This window comes from Microbacterium sp. ZKA21 (genome assembly GCF_050434165.1).
GTDB lineage: Bacteria > Actinomycetota > Actinomycetes > Actinomycetales > Microbacteriaceae > Microbacterium.
This window is the reverse complement of record NZ_JBNPVV010000001.1, coordinates 350,327-365,901: the sequence shown is the minus strand read 5'-3', so window position 1 is coordinate 365,901 and position 15,575 is coordinate 350,327. Positions and strand designations below refer to the sequence as shown.

Sequence of the window (15,575 nt, the reverse complement as noted above, 5' to 3'; positions counted from 1 at the left end):
CCGGAGCGCACATACGCTGGAAGGCATGGAGGACAGGTACGGCGCTGACGTGCTCGCGAAAGGCTGGCGCGAGCGCGCTGCGAAGAAGATCCCGCAGGTGCCGGCGGAGACGGATCTCGTCGTCGAGGTCGCGGACGACGGGTTCTGCGGCGCGGTGACCACGGTGCAGTCGGGCACGGTCGAGCTGGAGGACTGGAAGGGGCGCAAGCGCCTGTTCCCGCTCGGCGGCGGCTTCCTCATCGAAGGCGAACCCGTGACGCTCGTCCCGCCCGCGCCGAAGGACAAGGGGCCTCGGCGCACGGCATCCGGATCCTTCGTCGTGGCGGACCAGCGCGCTCGTGTCGCGCTGCCCAGCCGCATCCTCGTCGAGGGGCGCCACGACGCCGAGCTCGTCGAGAAGGTGTGGGGAGCCGACCTGCGCGTCGAGGGCGTCGTGGTCGAGTACCTGCAGGGCGTCGATCTGCTGGACGAGCTGCTCGCCTCCGAACCGCCCAGCGCGAAGCGCCGGTACGGAGTCCTCGTCGACCATCTCGTCCCCGGATCCAAGGAGTCGCGCATCGCGGATGCCGTGGCTCGCGGGCCTCATGGCGCGCACGTCTGCATCGTCGGGCACCCCTACGTCGACGTGTGGCAGTGCGTGCGGCCGGAGGCGCTGGGCATCGCGCGCTGGCCGGAGATCCCCCGGGGCATCGAATGGAAGGTGGGCATCTGCCGCGCCTTCGGCTGGCCGCACGAGGATCAGGCGGACATCGCGCGCGCCTGGCAGGCGATCCTGAGCAAGGTCACCACGTACCGCGACCTCGAGCCGTCGCTGCTCGGCCGCGTGGAAGAGCTCATCGACTTCGTCACGGCGCCGTGAGGCGGCGGGGCGCGCCCGGCTACCCTTGAGGTATGCCCGAGCCCCGCACCTTCCGCGATGAACCCGTGTCCTTCGTCCGCCGGAGCGGTCGCATGTCCGAGGCGCAGGAACGGGCGTTCGAGGAGCTCGCCGGTCACTATCTGCTCGAGGTGGCGCGCGATGCCGCGTCGACGAGCGTGCATCCGGATTCCCGGCTCGATGTCGCTGCCGAATATGGTCGCGACGCCGCGCTGATCGTCGAGGTGGGCTCCGGTCAGGGGCACGCGATCGTATCGGCCGCGGCGTCCCGCCCCGAGGACGACTTCCTCGCGATCGAGGTGTTCCGCGCCGGTCTCGCCCGGACGATGCTGGATGCCGACAAGGCGGGTGTCCGCAATCTGCGCCTCGTCGAGGCGAACGCGCCCGAGGTGCTGTCGACCTATCTGCCCGAGGGCAGCGCGTCCGAGATCTGGGTCTTCTTCTCCGACCCGTGGCACAAGAAACGGCACACGAAGCGCCGCCTGATCCGCGAGGGGTTCGGGGCGACCGCCGCCAGGGCGCTCGCCGACGGCGGCCTGCTGCGCCTCGCGACCGACTGGGAGGACTACGCCCGGCAGATGCGCGAGGTCCTGGACGCGGATCCGTCGTTCGAGCGCGCGTTCGAGGGGGAGTGGGCCGAGCGCTTCGACGGCCGCGTGATGACGGCGTTCGAGCGCAAGGGGCTGAACAAGGGGCGCGACATCCGTGACCTCGTGTATCGGCGGAAGCCCCGCGCGTGACCGATAGCCGGGTGGTGGCCGTGCGCTGGAGCATCGCACCGGCCGTGCTGGTCTGCCTCGCAGCTCCGGCGTTCTTCGTCGTGCAGTGGGCCTGGCTCGGCTGGGTGCTGCTGGCCGCCGGCGTCGGGGCTGCGTGGGCGCTGGAGCGGCGTGCCGTCACGGCATCCGCTCCGTCACTGACGCGGGACCTGTCTCTGATCGCCATCGGGATGCTGATCGTCAGTGTCATCCCGCTGGCGGCCGAACTCGACAACGCCGCCATGATGCGGTTCACGCTGGCGCTGGGCGGCGCGGTCGTCGTGCCGTACGTCGTCTCGCGGTACGTGTATCGGGACAGGGCGATCTCTTTCCCGTGGCTAACCGGGCAGCGCTGGGGACGACTGCAGTGGGGCTGGCTTGCAGCCGTGCTGGTGCTGGGCTGGCTGATCCTGCCGTTCTACTTCATCACCAGCGGCGTGTACATGAACTGGCCGGTCGTCGATTCGCCCGACCTCATCGCGAGGCTGTTCGTCGGTGTGGGAGCGGTCGGCATCTGGGATGAACTGTTCTTCATCTGCACGGTGTTCGCGCTGCTGCGCCGGCACTTCCCGGATGCCGTGGCGAACGTCCTGCAGGCCATCGTGTTCGTGTCCTTCCTCTGGGAGCTGGGATATCGCGAGTGGGGTCCGCTGCTGACCATCCCGTTCGCGCTGCTGCAGGGCTTCATCTTCCTGCGCACGCATTCGCTCGCGTATGTCGTCACGGTGCATCTGCTCTTCGACGCCGTCGTGTTCGCCGTTCTGGTGCACGCGCACAACCCGGGGCTGCTGCCGATCTTCCTCGTATAGATAAGCTCTCCTGCAGTGACACGGGGTGCCGCCTGCGCGGCTGAGATCACACCCGTCGAACCTGATCTAGCTCGTACTAGCGAAGGGATGTCGCGATGCACACGCACGCACTCACCGAGCACGTCCACCCGATGACGCAGCCCCGCACAGACCGTGGCGGACTCGCCCTGGCAGCCGCGGCGACCGGCACCGCGTTCGAGTGGTACGACTTCTTCCTCTACGGCACGGCGGCCGCTCTGGTCTTCCCCGTCGTGTTCTTCCCCGCCCAGGACCCGTTGATCGGCATCCTACTGTCGTTCGCCACGTTCGCGACGGGATTCATCGCCCGCCCGCTCGGCGGACTGCTGGCAGGGTCCCTCGGCGACCGCTTCGGGCGCCGGCCGGTCCTCACGGCGACGTTGCTGGTCATGGGCCTCGCCACGGTGTGCATCGGCCTCCTGCCCGGATACGCGCAGCTCGGCGTGCTCGCGCCGATGGCGCTGGTCGCATTGCGGTTCGTGCAGGGCCTGGCAGCCGGCGGGGAGTGGCCCGGTGCTGTTCTGATCGCGCTCGAGCATGCACCGCACCGGCGCGGCCTGCGCGGCGGAATCGTCGCGGCATCCTTGTACGTCGGCCTCATCCTCGGCAATCTCGCCTTCGTCGTGACGGTCGCGCTGCTGGACGAGAAGGCGCTGGTCGCATGGGGCTGGCGGGTGCCGTTCCTGGCCAGCATCCTGCTCGTCGTGGTCGGTCTGGTGCTGCGGCGCCGCGTGGCGGAATCCCCGGAGTTCCTCGCCGGGGACGCCGACCTCGAGCGCCGACGGCCTCTGCGCGAGGCGTTCAGCGCGCCCCGGAACGTGATCGCGGTCGTGCTCGTGCGGACGGGGCAGAACGCCTGCTTCTACACGATCACGGTGTTCTGCCTGGGGTACGCGACGGCGGTGCTGGGGTTCTCGGCTCAGGCCTCGCTCACGGCGCTGCTGATCGCGGCAGCGCTCGCCGCGGTGATGTGCCCCGTCTGGGGTGCGCTCGGCGAGCGGATCGGCATGACGGCGCTCACGGCGTGCAGCCTCGGCGGGCTCGGCCTGCTCGCCGTGCCGCTGTTCCTCATCCTCGACGGCGGCAGCGCCGCGGCGATCGTCGGTGTGGTGGCCGTCACGATCGGCATCGTGAACGCGGCGGCCGACGGCGTGCAGCCCCTGTGGTTCGCAGGGCTGTTCCCCGCGCGCCGGCGCTACTCCGGGATCTCGGTCGGCCGCGAGATCGCCGGAGTCATCGGTGGAGGGCTGACGCCGCTCGCGGCCACGGCCCTGGTCGCGTCGACGGGACACTGGTGGCCCGTCGCGGTGATCATGATGGTCGCCGCAGCGCTCGGCGTCGTCGGCGCGGTGATCGCACGCCCGGTCGATCGGCCCGCCGCGACCCCGGAGTCGGAGAAAGACGACAGAATCAGAGCATGATCATCGCAGGGCTCATCCTCGCCGCGGCCGCTGCCGCCTTCCATGTCTTCATCTTCGCGCTCGAGTCGCTGAAGTGGACGGAGCCGTCGACACGGAAGGTGTTCGGCGTCGCGAGCGAGGCGGATGCCGAGACGATGAAAGCGCTCGCATTCAACCAGGGCTTCTACAACCTGTTCCTCGCGCTCACGGCGTTCCTCGGTGTCGGACTGTACATCGTCGGGGCGACGACCGTCGGCCTCACGCTCGTCTTCGCCGGCACGGGCATGATGCTCGCGGCGGCGCTCGTGCTGATCCTGTCGGACCGCTCCAAAGCGCGCGCGGCCACCATGCAGGGCACGCTGCCGCTTCTGGCGGTGATCGCGACGGCGATCGGCGTCGCGATCAGCTGAGCGGTCGCACCGGCAACTGCTGCAGGTCGTCGAACAGCCCCATGACGGCAGGGCCCATCTCCATCTGCATCAGCACGATCCGGAAACCGCAGTCCGGGTCGATGAAGAAGTCCGTGCCCAGCCCGCCGGACCAGCCGAAGCGTCCGACGTATTCGCCCGCCGTGACGACGGAGACGCCGAAGCCCCAGCCGAGGCCGTCCCAGAATCCCGGGAAGAAGCTGTCCGGCGTCTTGAGCGCATCGTCGATCTGATCGGAGCGCATGAGGCCGAGCAGCGCGGGGTCCACGAACTGCTCGCCGTCGAGGACGCCGCCGGCTGCCAGCATCCGCGCGAACGCCGCGTAGTCGCGCGCCGTCGAGACGAGCTCGGCATGGCTGACGTCGAAGGGCGCAGGGGCCAGGTAGAAGCCGCCGGCGCGCGGTTCGATCTCGACGAGCGCACCCTGATCGTCGCGGCGATAGGCGGCGGGCAGCCGATCGGCCTTCTCCGGCGGCACGACATGGCTGGTGTCGACCATCCCGAGAGGTGCGAAGATGTCGGCGGCCAGGTGATCTCCGAGCGGTCCGCCTGTCACCCGGGACAGCAGGATGCCGAGGATGCCGAAGGACTGGTGATATCGCCAGCCGGTCCCCGGCTGGAACGCCAGCGGGAGATCCGCGAGCGCGTTCAGCCAGTCCTGAGCGCCCAGCTCGACCGCGTCCTGGGATGCTTCGGTTCGGTTCGCGATCATCGCGTCCTTCAACGGGGAGGGGACGGCGACCATGCCGTACCCGGACGTGTTGGTCAGCAGATGGCGCACGGTGATCGGACCGGCCGCCGGTACGGTCTCGGTCAGGGGCGAGGTCGGCGTGCGGAGCACGCGACGGTTCCCGAGTTCGGGGAGCCACCGTTCGACCGGCTCATCCAGTTCGAGGTGTCCGTTCTGCACGAGTCGCAGCGTGGCGACCGCTGTCACCGCTTTGGTCATCGACTGGATGCGGACGATCGCATCATCCGAGAGATCTCCGGCGGTGGTGATGTCCAGATGCCCGCCCGCACTGCCGTCCGCGACGATGATGCCCGGGGCCGTGCCACGCGCGATGTGCTGCTCGAGAAGCTCGGTCAATTCGCTCATGCGGTTTCAGCTCTCTGTGCGACGGGTTGGCGGAGGATCGTGCGGCGCTTCGACGGGTCGCCCCTGCGCGGATCGCTGAAGTAGATCTCGTGATGACGTCCCGTCATCGACAGGCCGTTCTGAGGGATGAACTCGTCGTGCAGCCGCGCGAGCAGCGGCGCCTCGTCGTCGTAGGTTCCCACGTGCAGGGTCTGCACCGACAGTCCCTCCGTGAGCGTCTCGAAGCGGACCTCGTCGATGCGAGCCGACGGATTCTTCTCGGACGCCGTCGCCACGGCATCCGAGACCATCGCGTCGTCGATCCAGTCGGGCTGCAGGAGCATGAGTGTCCACGACCACTGCGATTTGTCCCGAGCGGTGGTGAACGAGGCGTGGTCCTCTGCCCACCAGAGTCCCTCCAGCGGCATCACCACGAAGTCGCGATCGAGCAGGCGCTTGCTGGCGAACTTCAGCGTGTACGCGAGCGGGTAGAGCGCCTCGACGGCGGTCGTGAAATCGGGTGCGGTGTTCGGATCCCCGCGCCCGTCGATCATCAGATACTGCAGCGGCGGGACCTCGAGAACGCGGAAGGCGCCCTTGCGTGCGCGGTACGCATCGAGCGACTTCTTGAGGTCGAGCTTCTCGGTCATACGGCCATCATGGCCGCGGCATCCGACCTAGAGCCACTTCTTCCACTTGAACGCGGCGTAGAGACCGACGCCGACGCCGAGCATGAGGAGCATCGCGAACGGGTATCCCCACGTCCAGTGCAGTTCGGGCATCACGTCGAAGTTCATTCCGTAGACGCTGCCGACCAGCGTCGGTGCGAACAGGATTGCGGCCCAGGCCGAGATCTTCTTCACCTCGTCGTTCTGCACGAGGCTGAGCTCTGTCATGCGGCGCACCTCATCGTTCTGGCGCTGCGCGACGAGCGTGGCGTTCAGGCTCAGGGCGTTCTCGAGGATCGCGCGGAACGAGTCGGCACGCTCGACGATGCGCATCGTGTGGTCGAGGACGTCGCGCAGGCTGCGCTGCAGCTCGATGTCGACCTCGTATTTGTCGGACCCGCGGCGCAGCCCCTCGACCATTGCCACGAGCGGGCGCGTGGCGCGCTGGAAGTTGATGACTTCGCGGGAGAGCTCGTAGATGCGTCGTGACACCGCTTCGTCGCCGGCGAAGATCTGGTCCTCGATCTCGTCGATGTCGTTCTCCAGCCCGGCGATCACCGGTCCGTACTCGTCGACGACCTCGTCGAGGATCGCGTACAGGACGGCTTCGGGTCCCATCGCCAGCAGTTCGGGTGCGGCCTCGAGTCGGCGCCGCACGGTCGCCAGGCTCGGCGACTCGGCATGGCGGATGGTCACGACGAAGTCCGCGCCGACGAAGATGTGCAGCTCGCCGAACTCGACCACCTCGGTGGCATCCAGGTAGCGGGCGGGTCGCAGGACGACGAACAGGGTCTCCCCGTAGCGCTCCAGCTTGGCGCGCTGGTGGCCGGACAGCGCGTCCTCGACCGCGAGCGGATGCAGCGAGAACTCCTCGGCGATCGAGTGCACCTCTTCGGGACTCGGGCGATACAGCCCGATCCACGCCATCCCCTTGTGCTCGCGCATGGTCTCGTAGGTGTCGGTCAGGTCGGCCGGGCTCCCGGCGCGATGTCCGTCCACGTATACGGCGTTGTCGATGAGAGCGGTCATGATTCACCTCGATCGGGGCGTTGACACGACGCCGGTCAGCGTCGTGGTGGGGCGCGCACACGCGCGTTCACGCCACCGCCTGCGTGCGAGGATCAGCGCATCGAGATGCCGACCAGCGAAGCATGAACGGTGGCGCGGCGACTATCACTGGACATCGCGCATCACCTCGCTTCGGGTCGGTTCGGGGCCGGATCGGCCTCCTGAAGGGTACACCACCGTCCTGGTCCTGCTGAGCGACCAGATCAGTGCGGCCGCGGCCAGCATCGCGTAGAGCAGGCCCGCGATGTGAAGCCACAGCGACGCGGTACCGCGTCCGGGCAGCAGGAAGCCATAGGGCACCCATCCGTCGGTCGCTCCACGCAGGAGGACGACGGTGAGCCAGACCAGGGGATAGGGAAGCACGATCCAGATCATCCGCCAGGGAAGCGGCCGTCGATCGGGGGCGAAGACCCAGTCCGCGAGGACGACGACGGGCAGACAGATGTGAAGCGCAGCGCTCACCCAGGGAGGCGCTGATCCTGTTCCGGGTACCAGGACGTTGTAGATCACGCCGACGACGATGAGGTACGTCGCCGCCAGGGCGCGGAGCGTGACGAGCCAACCAGGAACAGCACGGCCGCGCAGGTTCGTGACGCCGGCGAGACCCAGAACAATGGCGGAGAACAGTGTCGTCTGATTCGTGAAGTAGCCGAAGTAGTCGAACGGGTTGCTGTCGCCTGCGACGATACGCAGCGCGTAGGCGTAGATGAGGATTCCGATCGCGACCACGCCGACGGTCACACGCGCGATCCCGAGGGCAGGCGACGCGATCAGACGGTTCACGTGGTCAGCCTAGGTGCCGCGGCCCGTTTCTGCCGTGTGCCGAAGCGCGGGAGGGGGGCGCAGATCGTCGCCTCCGGTCAGCGGACGCGGCGAATCGCGACCTGCTGCGGGCGCGGGCTTCCTCGGCGGCGCGTGACATCCGTGCCGGCACGCGTCAGACTCGTCGCATGGGCGCCTGGGTGCTGCACGTCGACATGGATCAGTTCATCGCTGCCGTCGAGGTCCTGCGCCGGCCCGAGCTCGCGGGCCTCCCCGTCATCGTCGGCGGGCGGGGCGATCCGACCGAGCGAGCGGTGGTGTCCACGGCATCCTATGAGGCGCGTGCATTCGGCATCGGATCAGGGATGCCGTTGAAGATCGCCGCGCGAAAGGCCCCGCCCGACGCGGTGTTCCTGCCGGTCGACCACGAGGCCTACGAGCAGGCATCCCACGAGGTGATGACCGCTCTGCGCGCGTTGCCGGGCGTGGTTCTCGAGACCATCGGCTGGGACGAGTGCTTCCTCGGTGTCGAGACCGACGATCCGGAAGCCGTCGCGCGCCAGGCGCAGGATGCCGTGCTCGATGCGACGGGTCTGCACTGCTCCGTGGGCATCGGAGACAACAAGATCAGGGCCAAGATCGCGACCGAGTTCGGCAAGCCCCGTGGGATGTTCCGGTTGACGCGCGAGAACTGGTTCGACGTCATGGGGGCGAAACCCACGCGGGACCTGTGGGGAGTCGGCCCGAAGGTGCAGAAGCGACTCGCCGAGCACGGGATCACGACGGTGCAGGAACTCGCGGATTCCGACGAGGGTCTCGTGGTCGCCGAGTTTGGGCCGAAGATGGGCGTCTGGTACCACGGGCTCGGCTCGGGGAACGGCCCTGACGTCGTCGACGACACCCCCTGGGTCGCCCGCAGCCACAGCAGGGAGACCACGTTCCAGCACAATCTCACAACGCCGGACGAGGTCGCCGACGCCGTGCGCGAGCTGGCCGGTCAGGCGTTCGACGATTGCGCCGCCGAGGGACGTCCGGTGATCCGCGTTCACCTCAAGGTGCGGTACGCGCCGTTCGAGACGAAGACGTTCGGGCGAAGACTCCCGGCGCCGACGGTCGACCGCGACGATGTTCTGAACGCTGCCGTCGCGCTCGCCGAGACACTCGATGCGCAGCGCGAGGTGCGCCTTCTCGGGGTTCGCGCGGAGATGCCGATGCCCGAGGAAGGCGACCCGATCGAGCGCACGCCGGTGCGCGGCCGGATCTGACGTAACCCGCTCGTGACGCGCGCGATGCGTCGCCGCAACGTGGCCTCCCTAGCGTTGTGCGAACACAACACAGGCGCGACAAGCGCCGGGAGGAGTCGACAAGAGATGATCTCGAAGCAGGATGCCGGTGCGCTGATCGAGGAACGGCGCACCGGAGTCGGACTCAGCTGGCGGGCGCTCGCCGACCGGCTCGACGTCCCGCCGGTCTGGTTGGTCGCGGCGGCACTCGGGATGCATCCGCTCACGGCCGGGCAGGCGGAGGAACTCGGATACGCGCTCGACCTGGACGACGATCTCGTAGCGGCACTCGTCCGGCAACCGAACCGTGCGCCGGCAGCCGACGTGTCCAGCGACCCGACGATCTACCGCTTCCACGAGCTCATCCAGGTGTACGGCCCGGCGCTGAAGTCGCTCATCCACGACGAGTTCGGCGACGGCATCATGAGCGCGATCAACTGCAGCGTCTCCTTCGACCGCGTCGCGCATCCGGATGGTGACCGCGTCGTGATCACGATCGACGGGAAGTTCCTGCCGTACGCCTGGGTCTCCGGGACGGACTGATTCGCCTTGCGCGTCCAGTCGTGCAGGCGAGACGCTTGATCCATGGCGATCTCGGAAGCTGATCTTGTCCACCTGCGGCGATGCGTGGACCTCGCGCGTGAAGCGCTCGAGGACGGCGACGAGCCGTTCGGATCCGTGCTGGTGTCGGCCGGCGGTGAGGTTCTCTTCGAGGATCGCAATCGTGTGAAGGACGGCGATGCCACGCGGCATCCGGAGTTCGAGATCAGCCGGTGGGCCGCGGCGCATCTGACTCCTGCGGAGCGCGCGGATGCCGTGGTGTACACGTCCGGCGAGCACTGCCCGATGTGCTCGGCGGCGCACGGGTGGGTCGGGCTCGGCCGGATCGTCTATGCCGGCTCGACCGCGCAGCTGCTGGCGTGGGCGGCCGAGCACGGCGTTCCGGACGGGCCGGTGGCGCCGCTGTCGATCCAGGAGGTCGTGCCGGGTGCCGTCGTCGACGGACCGGCACTCGACTTCGCGGACGAGCTGAGGGCGTTGCACGAACGCCGGTGGGAGCGCGACGGCGTGTACACGTCTGAATCCTGAGTCCGGCAGGCTTCGACGCGCTCTCGGCAGCTCAGCGGGAAGACAAATGCCGGTTATCCGGAGCGATAACCGACATCTGTCTTCCCTGGTCGCCGCGAGAACGTGTCAGAACTTCAGGAGCACCTTGCCGATGCGTCCCGCCGTGCTGCTCGCGCGCACGGCGTCCGCGGCATCCGCGGCGTCGAAGATGCCCGCGACCGGCAGCGTGAGCGTTCCGTCGGAGACGCGCTGGATCAGCTCTCCGAAGAGAGCGCCCTTGGTCGCGGCATCCATCGTCTTGCTGACTTTGCTTCCCCAGAAGCCCTTGACCGTCGCCTGCTTGAAGATGACGTCCCCGGACGCGATCTCCATGACGGGGGAGCTCATCGCTCCGAACGCGACCAGAGTGCCGTTCTCGGCGAGCAGCGACAGAACGTGTCCGGATGCCGCGCCGCCGACCGAGTCGACGCCCGCGACGATCGGTGCACCGCCGGTCAGCTTCGCCGCCTGCTCGCGCCAGTCGTCCTGGTCGGTGGAGAGGACGTTCTCGATGCCCTGGGAGCGGAGCTCCTCGATGCCCTCTGCACGTCGGACGAGGCCGAGGACGTTGACGCCACGCGCCTTGCCGAGCTGCGCGAGCATGCGGCCGACGGCGCCGTTCGCCGCGTTCTGGACGATCCAGTCGCCCTCGTCCACCTCGAGGAACTGCAGCAGGCTGATCGTGCTGAAGGGCATGGAGATCAGCTGGGCGGCGGCCTCATCGGGCAGGGCGTCCGGCACGGGGATGAGCCCGGCCGCGCTCGTGACGATGTACTCCGCCCAGGCTCCGAACGCTCCGCCGCTCGCGACGCGCTGTCCGACGGCGAGGTTCTCGACGCCTTCGCCCAGGGCATCCACGATGCCCAGTGCCTCGGTTCCGGATGCCGCGGGCAGCTCGGGCTTGAAGCCGTATGTCCCGCGGATCGTCCAGATGTCGTGATTGTGGATGGGGGAGAGCACGATCCGCAGTCGGACCTGGCCGGGGCCCGGGTCCGGCATCGGGCGGTCTTCGACGACGAGGACGTCCTCCGCCGGGCCGAACGTGTGGTGGATGAGAGCGCGCATCAGTCCTCCGAGACCGTGATGGCGACGTCGATGTTCCCACGCGTCGCGTTCGAGTAGGGGCAGACCTGGTGAGCGGCATCCGCCAGCGCCTGGGCCTGATCGTGGGGGAGGTCGGGGATGACGACCTCGAGCTGGACCGCGAGGCCGTAGCCGCCGGCGCCGTTGGCACCGATCTGCACTCGGGCTCCGACGGAGGAGTCGGCGAGCGAGACCTTCTGCGCACGGGCGACGCTCTGCAGCGCCGAGTGGAAGCACGCGGCGTAGCCTGCGGCGAAGAGCTGCTCGGGGTTGGCGCCGTCACCGGAGCCGCCCATCTCCTTCGGGATCGCGAGATTCAGGTCGAGGCGGCCTTCGCTCGTGGCGACGCGGCCATTGCGGCCGGCGCCGGTGGCGACGGCCTCGGCGGTGTACAGGGCTTCCATCGTGTGGATTCCTTTCGGTTGTCAGTTCTTGGCTGCGGGGGTGCCCGCGTGGAGCAGGGCGGTCAGCTCCTGAAGCTCGGCGATCAGTCGGCGACGGTGGGCATCGTCATGGATGCCGGCGAGCTCGGCGACCTGTGCGCGGATGGGGGCGAGTTCGGCGCGAAGAGCACGGCCGTCGTCGGTGAGCTGCACCGTGACGACGCGTTCGTCGGCCGGGCTGCGCACCTTGGCGACCAGGCCCGCCTGCTCGAGTCGTCGGACGAGGGGGGAGAGGGTGCCGGAGTCGAGCTGCATGGCATCGCCGAGGGAGCCGATCGTCTGTTCGCCCTCGTTCCAGAGGACGGCGAGCACGAGGTACTGCGGGTACGTCAGTTTCCAGGGGGCGAGCAGGGCGCGGTACGCCTGGGTCGTCGCGCGTGCCGCCGAGTAGAGGGAGAAGCACACCATCTCGTCCGTGATGCTCATGCGTCAAGCATTGCACGCAATTGAGTTGTGCACAACTTGAGTGAGTTGGTCGTTCAGGTCGCACTTTCCGCCGCTCTGGATGCCGCACCCCACGTTCGGGTCGCAGTCTGTGCTGCTATCGCGCGCGACGAGCGGCATGAATTGCGACGGGAACGCGTCGTCCGGATGGTCACCCGCGATGTCCCGACACGCTCGTGGGACGACGATGAACCGCGTCAGAACGTGTTCCACAACCGCCTGAGGCCGTTGGCGCGTGCAGTCAGCGCGTCGTGATCGAGGAATACGGGCCCGTCGGCGATGTCGACGTTCCGTGTCGGATCATCGCCCGCGTGCTGGGGGAGCAGGTGGCAGTGCAGGTGCGGCATCCGGTGTCCCATGACGAGGTAGTCGATCTTGCGGGGTTCCAGGACGGCTCCGACCGCGCGACCGGCGCGCTGGACGTCTCGCCAGAACGAGGCCAGCTGGTCGGGCGCGAGATCTGCGAGGTCTGTCCTGTGTTCGCGAAGGATGACCAGGCAGTATCCGGGGTGCGCTTGATTGCGCGCGAGGCGCAGATGACTCGTGTCCGTCGACGCGATCAGGACGCTGTGCGGGTTCGCATCGAGGTGCGCATCGGCGCACCGAGATCGGCAAAGAAGGTAGATGTCGATTCTGGACGTTCAGAACCGACATTTGTCTTCTTTCCCGCCCTCCGCGGCGCACGCGAAGAGGGCCGTCCGGATGGACGGCCCTCTTCGCGAATGTGCCCCCGACAGGAGTCGAACCTGCGACCTACGGTACCGGAAACCGGCGCTCTATCCACTGAGCTACGGAGGCGTACCGAACGACGATATCACTGCTCGGGCACGGTCTCCGACCCGACGGCCGGTGCCACCGGCTCACCGCCGAACTCCGCGAGTGCTTCGGCCACCTTCTGCGCCAGATACTGGTGACCCGAGGTGGAAGGATGCTTTCGCCCGAGTTCCACGTCGATCACGTCGAGGTAGTTGTCTGGGGTGATCCACTCCCGCGCGATCGGCGAGATGTACCACCAGCCGCGCTCCGCGGCGAGGGCGCCGAGATCCCGGTCGATGCGAGCCGTTCCGTCGCCGACGGGCAGCTCGTGAGGCGCAGGCCCCAGTACGACGATCGCGGCATCCGGATACAGACCCGCGAGCGCATCCCACGCCGCGTTCACGGCTTCGCGGTACCCGGGCTCACCCTGCAGCCGATCGTTGATCGATCCCTGGATGATCACGAGGTCGGGGTCCAGCCCCGGATTCAACGCCGCGATGCGCTCACCGAACGCCGGACCGTCGAGCCCCGGCTTGAGGTACCCGCTGCCGCGCACGCCCTTGACGACCGATTCCCCGTGCAGCAGTCCACCGAGAAGATACGCGTAGCCATGGGTGAAGGGCGCCGCCGCCGAGCCGTACGTCCACGAGTCGCCGAACACGAGTACGACCGGATGCTCGGGAAGCGCGAGCGGCGCCGGCTCCACCACCATGGCCTCGTCGCCGGCGCCGACGGGGGCTGCTTCGGGGAGCGGTGCCCATGGCCGCCACATCCCGAGAAGCAATACCGAGATCGCCACCAGGCCCAGTGCGCAGAACGCGAGAACGCGCCCTCGGTGCGCGCGGGAGGCCAGGTTCATGGCATGAGAGTAGATCACGAACCGCCCAGCGCAAATTCCGACCCGGTCCGAGCCGTAAACTGGGGTCGTTATGAACCCAGACACCCTCGCCGCCGCCCTCCTCACCGTCGTCACCCCGATCGCGGCATCGCTGCGTCCGGACGAAGCCCTGACTCTCACGGCATCCGACATCGTGCTGGAGCGCCCGCGCAACCGCGACCACGGCGACTGGGCATCCAACCTGGCCATGCGCCTGGCGAAGCCGCTCGGCACGAACCCGCGCGCGCTCGCCGAGCAGATCGCGACGGCACTCGCCGATGTCGACGGCGTCGCCAGCGCCGAGGTCGCGGGACCAGGGTTCATCAACATCCGTCTGGAGGCGGGTGCCGCCGGCGTCCTGGCGAAGACGATCGTCGAATCCGGCGCCGCCTACGGCACGAACGACTCGCAGGCCGGCGTCAGCGTGAACGTCGAATTCGTCTCGGCGAACCCGACCGGTCCGCTGCACATCGGTCACACCCGCTGGGCGGCGCTCGGCGACTCCATCGTGCGGCTGCTGCTGGCCAGCGGTGCGAACGCCGTGCGCGAGTATTACATCAACGACGCCGGAGCGCAGATGGAGCGCTTCGGGATCTCCGTGCTGGCCGCGGCGAAGGGCGAGCCCACTCCGGAGGGCGGGTACCCGGGCGAGTACATCACCGAACTCGCCGGGCGTGTGCTCGCGGCGCGACCCGATCTGCTCGGACTGCCGGAAGACGAGCAGCTGATCGTCGCCCGAGACCTGGCCTACGAGTATCAGCTCACCGAGATCCAGGCCTCCCTTGCGCGCTTCAACGTGCCGTTCGACGTGTGGTTCTCGGAGCGCACGCTGCACGCGAAGGATGCCGAGGGCTCCAGCCTGATCGACCAGTCCGTCGATCGGCTGCGCGAACAGGGGCACGTGTTCGACGAGGAGGGGGCCGTCTGGGTGCGCACCACCGACTTCGGAGACGACAAGGACCGCGTCATCCGCCGCTCGAACGGCGAGTACACGTATTTCGCGGCCGACTCGGCGTACTACCTGAACAAGGGCGACCGCGGGTTCGAGAACAAGATCTACCTGCTCGGCGCCGACCACCACGGCTACGTGCACCGTCTCAAGGCCGTCGCCGGTGCGGCCGGTCAAGACCCTGAGAAGAACATCGAGGTGCTCATCGGGCAGCTCGTATCGATCCGGGGCGCGCGTCTGAGCAAGCGCGCCGGGAACATCATCGAGATGGATGATCTGCAGGCGTGGATCGGAACGGACGCTCTGCGGTACGCGCTCGAGCGCTCGCCTGCCGACTCGCCGCTGGACCTCGATCCCGAATTGCTGCAGAAGCGCACCAACGACAATCCGGTGTTCTACGTGCAGTACGCGCACGCCCGCACGCACAACGTCGCACGCAACGCCGGCGATTCCGGGGTCGACCGCAGCGAGTTCGTGCCGGAGACGCTCACGCACGAGACCGAGTCCGCGCTCCTGGGCGCGCTGCAGGAGTTCCCGCGCATCGTCGCGTTCGCTGCGCAGGTCCGCGAGCCGCACCGCATCGCGCGCTACCTCGAAGAACTCGCCGGCCTCTACCACCGCTGGTACGACAACTGCCGCGTCATCCCGCAGGGCGATGACCCGATCGAGAGCGTGCACCGTACCCGTCTTTGGCTGAACGACGCGGCCGGACAGGTGTTCCGCAACGGCCTCGACCTGCTCGGCGTCTCCGCCCCGGAACGGATGTAGTC

General features: G+C 68.3%; 18 protein-coding genes, 1 tRNA gene and 1 riboswitch. Of the genes, 9 read left to right on the top strand and 10 right to left on the bottom strand.

What is annotated here, in order from left to right:
* Positions 1-25: 25 nt before the first annotated feature.
* The 5 genes from M2317_RS01905 (at position 26) to M2317_RS01885 (ending at position 4,272) form a co-directional block, all read left to right on the top strand.
* Positions 26-859 (top strand): DUF3097 domain-containing protein, encoded by an 834-nt coding sequence (locus M2317_RS01905; RefSeq protein ID WP_429456786.1) that lies wholly within the window; start codon positions 26-28, stop codon positions 857-859.
* 32 nt (positions 860-891) lie between these two features.
* Entirely contained in the window at positions 892-1,617 is a 726-nt protein-coding gene (gene trmB / locus M2317_RS01900; RefSeq protein WP_429456784.1) for a tRNA (guanosine(46)-N7)-methyltransferase TrmB, read from the top strand.
* Positions 1,614-2,444 carry a CPBP family intramembrane glutamic endopeptidase gene (locus M2317_RS01895; protein WP_429456782.1) on the top strand — a complete coding sequence of 277 codons (831 nt, stop codon included), beginning with the start codon at positions 1,614-1,616 and terminating at the stop codon, positions 2,442-2,444. The genes trmB and M2317_RS01895 overlap by 4 nt, the downstream gene beginning before the upstream one ends.
* A gap of 11 nt (positions 2,445-2,455) precedes the next feature.
* A riboswitch (TPP riboswitch) is annotated at positions 2,456-2,549 on the top strand.
* Complete coding sequence (locus tag M2317_RS01890) at positions 2,540-3,883, top strand: MFS transporter (RefSeq protein ID WP_429456780.1); 1,344 nt, start codon at positions 2,540-2,542, stop codon at positions 3,881-3,883. Its footprint overlaps the riboswitch before it by 10 nt.
* Entirely contained in the window at positions 3,880-4,272 is a 393-nt protein-coding gene (locus M2317_RS01885) for a DUF1304 domain-containing protein (protein WP_429456777.1), read from the top strand. Before M2317_RS01890 ends, M2317_RS01885 begins: the two co-directional genes overlap by 4 nt.
* On the opposite strand, the gene M2317_RS01880 is transcribed toward M2317_RS01885, so the two are convergent.
* The 4 genes from M2317_RS01880 to M2317_RS01865 all read right to left on the bottom strand — a co-directional run bounded on the left by M2317_RS01880 (position 4,265) and on the right by M2317_RS01865 (position 7,884).
* Positions 4,265-5,386, bottom strand: coding sequence for a serine hydrolase domain-containing protein (locus M2317_RS01880; protein ID WP_429456775.1), 1,122 nt, complete (start codon positions 5,384-5,386; stop codon positions 4,265-4,267). The two genes, M2317_RS01885 and M2317_RS01880, sit on opposite strands and share 8 nt — an antisense overlap.
* Positions 5,383-6,015 (bottom strand): GyrI-like domain-containing protein, encoded by a 633-nt coding sequence (locus tag M2317_RS01875; RefSeq protein WP_429456773.1) that lies wholly within the window; start codon positions 6,013-6,015, stop codon positions 5,383-5,385. The genes M2317_RS01880 and M2317_RS01875 overlap by 4 nt, the downstream gene beginning before the upstream one ends.
* Positions 6,016-6,042: 27 nt before the next feature.
* Positions 6,043-7,062 (bottom strand): magnesium and cobalt transport protein CorA, encoded by a 1,020-nt coding sequence (locus M2317_RS01870; protein WP_429456772.1) that lies wholly within the window; start codon positions 7,060-7,062, stop codon positions 6,043-6,045.
* A 144-nt stretch (positions 7,063-7,206) separates the two neighbouring features.
* Positions 7,207-7,884: a Pr6Pr family membrane protein gene (locus tag M2317_RS01865; protein WP_429456770.1), complete on the bottom strand. Its 678-nt coding sequence runs from the start codon at positions 7,882-7,884 to the stop codon at positions 7,207-7,209.
* 167 nt (positions 7,885-8,051) lie between these two features.
* Between M2317_RS01865 and M2317_RS01860 the strand changes: the two genes are divergently transcribed.
* From M2317_RS01860 to M2317_RS01850, 3 genes are all read left to right on the top strand, one after another.
* The gene (locus tag M2317_RS01860; RefSeq protein WP_429456769.1) at positions 8,052-9,128 is read left to right on the top strand and encodes a DNA polymerase IV; all 1,077 of its coding nucleotides are present in this window, start codon (positions 8,052-8,054) and stop codon (positions 9,126-9,128) included.
* Positions 9,129-9,233: 105 nt separating this feature from the next.
* Entirely contained in the window at positions 9,234-9,689 is a 456-nt protein-coding gene (cynS, locus tag M2317_RS01855; RefSeq protein WP_429456767.1) for a cyanase, read from the top strand.
* Positions 9,690-9,731: 42 nt separating this feature from the next.
* Positions 9,732-10,235: a nucleoside deaminase gene (locus tag M2317_RS01850; RefSeq protein ID WP_429456765.1), complete on the top strand. Its 504-nt coding sequence runs from the start codon at positions 9,732-9,734 to the stop codon at positions 10,233-10,235.
* A 105-nt stretch (positions 10,236-10,340) separates the two neighbouring features.
* Here the strand turns inward: M2317_RS01850 and M2317_RS01845 are convergent, their stop codons facing one another.
* From M2317_RS01845 to M2317_RS01820, 6 genes are all read right to left on the bottom strand, one after another.
* Entirely contained in the window at positions 10,341-11,318 is a 978-nt protein-coding gene (locus M2317_RS01845) for a zinc-binding dehydrogenase (protein WP_429456763.1), read from the bottom strand.
* A complete protein-coding gene (locus M2317_RS01840; RefSeq protein ID WP_429456761.1) occupies positions 11,318-11,740 on the bottom strand; it encodes an organic hydroperoxide resistance protein in 423 nt (140 codons plus the stop codon). The genes M2317_RS01845 and M2317_RS01840 overlap by 1 nt, the downstream gene beginning before the upstream one ends.
* A 21-nt stretch (positions 11,741-11,761) precedes the next feature.
* On the bottom strand, positions 11,762-12,205 hold the full coding sequence (locus M2317_RS01835; RefSeq protein WP_429456760.1) for a MarR family winged helix-turn-helix transcriptional regulator: 444 nt from the start codon (positions 12,203-12,205) through the stop codon (positions 11,762-11,764).
* Between the two features lie 215 nt (positions 12,206-12,420).
* The gene (locus M2317_RS01830) at positions 12,421-12,783 is read right to left on the bottom strand and encodes an HIT family protein (protein ID WP_429457639.1); all 363 of its coding nucleotides are present in this window, start codon (positions 12,781-12,783) and stop codon (positions 12,421-12,423) included.
* Between the two features lie 165 nt (positions 12,784-12,948).
* Positions 12,949-13,021, bottom strand: a tRNA-Arg gene (locus tag M2317_RS01825).
* Positions 13,022-13,037: 16 nt separating this feature from the next.
* Positions 13,038-13,838, bottom strand: a complete 801-nt coding sequence (locus M2317_RS01820; protein WP_429456758.1) for an SGNH/GDSL hydrolase family protein — start codon at positions 13,836-13,838, stop codon at positions 13,038-13,040.
* 70 nt (positions 13,839-13,908) lie between these two features.
* On the opposite strand from M2317_RS01820, the gene argS reads away from it, so the two are divergent.
* Entirely contained in the window at positions 13,909-15,573 is a 1,665-nt protein-coding gene (gene argS, locus M2317_RS01815; RefSeq protein WP_429456756.1) for an arginine--tRNA ligase, read from the top strand.
* The last annotated feature ends 2 nt before the right edge of the window (positions 15,574-15,575 follow it).